Source organism: uncultured Caballeronia sp., from assembly GCF_964243625.1.
Taxonomy (GTDB): Bacteria; Pseudomonadota; Gammaproteobacteria; order Burkholderiales; family Burkholderiaceae; genus Caballeronia.
Genome location: NZ_CAXTGZ010000574.1, coordinates 1 through 3,813, shown reverse-complemented (window position 1 = coordinate 3,813; position 3,813 = coordinate 1). Strand labels below are relative to the sequence as shown.

Below are 3,813 nucleotides of genomic sequence, written 5' to 3'. Positions count from 1 at the left end.
GTCGTGGCCTTGGTGACCTGAACCGGTTCCGGTGCCGCTTTGCCGCGTACGAGCGTCGACTGGCGGAATTCACCGGTGCCGGCATAAGCCGTATAAACCTGCGCGATCTGCAACAGCGACAAGGACAGGCCATAGCCGTAAGCCATGGTCGCCTGCTCGATAGGCCTCCAGCGCTGGTACGCGCGCAAGCGCCCCGTCGCCGCACCGGGGAACGTCAGCTCCGGCGCCTGCCCTATGCCATATTCGCGGTACTTGTCCCAAACCGTCTGCGCAGGCAGCTTGAGCGAGAGCTTCGTCAACGCAATATTGCTCGACATCTGCACGGCCTCCGACACCGTAATGACGCCGTGATTCGATGTATCGTGGATCGTGTTCGGGCCGAGCTTGAAGGTGCCCGGCGAGGTATCGATACGGGTATCGGGGCGCACCTGTCCCATATCAATGGCAAGCGCCGCGACCAGCGGCTTGATGGTCGAGCCGGGCTCGAACGTGTCGGTGAGCGCCCGGTTGCGCAACTGCTCGCCGGTCAGGCGCGAGCGATCGTTCGGGTCGAAGGTCGGATAGTTGGCGAGCGCGAGGATCTCGCCGTTCTTGGCATCCAGCACGACCACGCTGCCCGCGCGTGCCTTGTGCTTTTTGATCGCCGCTGCCAGTTGCGTATGCGCGAGCTGCTGGATGCGCCGGTCGATGGTCAGGTGGATGGTCTCGCCGTTCTCGGGTAATTCGGCTTCGCCAATCTCCGACACAACACGCCCCAGCCGGTCGCGGATCACTTCGCGCTGACCGTGTTCCCCGGTGAGGCGATCGTTCGCGGCGAGCTCGACGCCTTCCTGGCCGTGGTCCTCGTTATCGGTGAAACCGACGATATGCGCCGCCGACTCTCCCTCAGGATAAAAGCGTTTGGTGTCTGCGACGAGCGTGACACCCGCCAGACCCGTTTCCGCAATGCGCGTCGCCTGGTCGGCATCGACCTGACGTTTTAGCAGGACGAACGAACGCTCCGTTCCGAGCCGGCGGGCGAGTTCCTTTTCGGGCATGTCGAGCAGCCGCGCGACATGCGGCCGGGTTTCGGCACTGAAGCGCGACGGCGTCGCCCAGATCGAATAGGTTGCGAGGCTCACGGCGAGCATCGCGCCGTTACGGTCGACAATTCGCCCGCGCGTGGCGGCGAGTTCGAGTGTGCGCTGATACCGCTTTTGTCCCTCGCCGATGTAAAAGTCCTGGTTCACGACCTGAACCCACAGCGCGCGCGCCGCCAGCGCCGCGAACGCGGCGAACATCAGCATGACGATGAAAGTGGAGCGCCACTGAGGCAGCCGGCTTTCGAGGACGGCGTTCTTCACGGGCGTCCGGTACGCTTCGTGAGCGCGCCTGGCGGTTTTACGCATGCTTGGGTCGGCTCGTTTGATGGGTCAGGTCGCGGCGGATGGGTCTTGCGCAGCCAGGTGCTCGAGCACGCTTGCAAGTTTGGCGTCCGTCGGTAATGTGATGCCAAAGGTGTCTTCCAGCACGCCGCGCAGCTCGGCGGCCGACGTGAGTTCGCGATGCTCTTCAGCCGTGCCCCGGCGGGTCACCGTCCGGTCGAACAACGTCTGGCGTTGCCCCGGGATCACGCGCGCCACGATCAGGTGATTGACGAAGATCGAATCGGGGAGGGTGGACACGTAATGGTTCGCCATGGCGTAGTCGGAGGGCACCTGGGGTTCGAGATCGAACCGGTACACGGGCTTCCACGTCTCGCCGAGCTTCACCAGCAGCTTGAAATCGCCGCGCTCGATCAGATCGAGGCGGAAGGTCTCGTGCGGCGTGGCCTGTTCACGGCCGTTATCGAACACTAGGGGAGCGGTGAGCGTCATGCTGCCGAAACCAACGTCGGCGAGCCAGGTTTCATCCGGCGTTTCCACGAGCAGCATCATGTGCGTGCGCGGCAGCATGGCATCCGGATCGGCCCAGAGCACGCGCGCTGCAAGCCCGGTCGTCTCGAATCCGATGGTCTCCAGCACTGCGCGAAACAGCAGGTTGTGTTCATAGCAATAACCACCGCGGCGCGCGCTCACGAGCTTTGCGAACACCGACTCGAGATCGAGCCGCGGCGTGACGCCAAGCAGCGTGTCGATGTTTTCAAACGGGATGGCCTGCGGGTGCAGCCGGTGCAGCGCATGCAGCGTTTCAGCGCTCGCTTCATGCGGGCCGGTATAACCGATGCGGTCGAAATAGGCGGCGAGCTGCACCGGCGAGACTGTCTGAATCATGTGTGGAACTCCTGCCCTGATGATGGAAAAACTCGGCCGGGCGTGCCGCCGCGAGGTGCCGACATTCTACCGGCACAGCCCAGTCTTGATTACAAATTGCATACGGCGGCGGGCATAAGCTCGCCGATTGGTCACGATTTTGAACTGTGAGACGGCTAAGATGGTCTTTAATAGGCGGTGCGTTCAACTCTTCTCTTAAAGAACCCTATGTCGACCCCACTTGCTACTGCTACGTCCTCCCCGCCGGCTCCCGGCAAACATCCTGCCCCACCATGCACGCTCGTGATCTTCGGCGCTGCCGGCGACCTCACCAAGCGGCTCTTGATGCCGGCACTGTACAACCTCTCGTCGGACGGTCTGCTCGACGACAAGATGAAGATCATCGGTGTCAATCACGGCGAGCTCGAAACCAGCGCCTGGCGTGACCAGCTCACCGAATCGCTCAAGAGTTTCGCCGCCGACAAGGCCGGCGCCTTTCATACATCCCAGCTCGACGAAAAGGCATGGAACTGGGTTGCCGACCGCCTGCAGTACGTTGCGGGCGAGTTCGAAACGGATGACGTATTCAACAAGCTAAAGCAGACTTTGGGTGAAAGTGGAAATGTCATTTTTTATCTCGCCGTCAGCTCACGCTTCTTCAAGCCCATTGTCGAGCGGCTCGGCAAAGCAGGATTACTGAAAGAAAACGATCAAGCGTTCCGGCGCGTGGTCATTGAAAAGCCGTTTGGGCATGACTACGCATCGGCGAAAGACTTGAATGAGAGCATTCTCAAGTTCGCCGAGGAAAATCAGATCTATCGCATTGATCACTTTCTCGGCAAGGACACCGTCCAGAGCATTCTTGCCGTGCGCTTTGCCAACGCGTTGTTCGAGCCGATCTTCCGGCGTGAATATATCGATCACGTGCAGATTACGGCGGCGGAAACCATTGGCGTGGAAGGGCGTGGCGGATTCTACGAGCAAACCGGCGCATTTCGCGACATGGTTCCTAACCACCTGTTCCAGTTGCTCGGCATGGTCGCCATGGAACCGCCGAATTCCTTCGACGCCGAAGCCGTCCGCGACAAGAAAGCCGAGATCTTCGACGCCATCCAGCCGCTGAAAGCCGGCGACGTGGTGCTCGGACAATACGAGAAGTCCGCGAGCATGCCGGGTTATCGCGAGGAAAAGGACGTTGCGCCTGACAGCCAGACGGAAACGTACGCGGCGGCGCGGGTGTATGTCGAGAACTGGCGCTGGGCCGGTGTACCGTTCTACCTGCGCACGGGCAAGCGCATGACGGCGCGGCGCACGGAGATATCGATTCAATTGAAAGCCGTGCCGTTCCTGCTGTTTCGCGACACACCCGTCGATACGCTCGTGCCGAACGTGCTGACATTGCGCATCGATCCGCAACACGGTACGACCTTCGACTTCAACGTCAAGGTGCCGGGTCCGGTGATGCAGGTCGGGGCGGTGCAGTCGTCGTTCAAATACGGCGATTTCTTCGATGAAAAACCGAACGTAGGCTACGAAACGCTGCTGTACGACTGCATGCTCGGCGACGAAACGCTGTTCCAGC

At 61.2% G+C, this 3,813-nt stretch carries 3 protein-coding genes; 1 reads left to right on the top strand and 2 read right to left on the bottom strand.

The genetic code is table 11. The annotated features are described in order from the left end of the window. Nucleotides 1-1,388 (bottom strand): peptidoglycan D,D-transpeptidase FtsI family protein (locus ACFFAR_RS27310; protein WP_375508831.1); only part of this gene is annotated, 1,388 nt, incomplete at its 3' end. A 24-nt stretch (nucleotides 1,389-1,412) separates the two neighbouring features. Next, nucleotides 1,413-2,252: an arylamine N-acetyltransferase gene (locus ACFFAR_RS27305; protein ID WP_174364786.1), complete on the bottom strand. Its 840-nt coding sequence runs from the start codon at nucleotides 2,250-2,252 to the stop codon at nucleotides 1,413-1,415. A gap of 207 nt (nucleotides 2,253-2,459) precedes the next feature. Between ACFFAR_RS27305 and zwf the strand changes: the two genes are divergently transcribed. Beyond that, nucleotides 2,460-3,813: glucose-6-phosphate dehydrogenase (zwf, locus tag ACFFAR_RS27300; protein WP_375508830.1), on the top strand; the 1,354-nt coding region annotated here is incomplete at its 3' end.

Excerpts from the sequence above, each read along its gene's own strand:
- ACFFAR_RS27305 (WP_174364786.1), bottom strand. The coding sequence starts at position 2,252 with ATGATTCAGACAGTCTCGCCGGTGCAGCTCGCCGCCTATTTCGACCGC.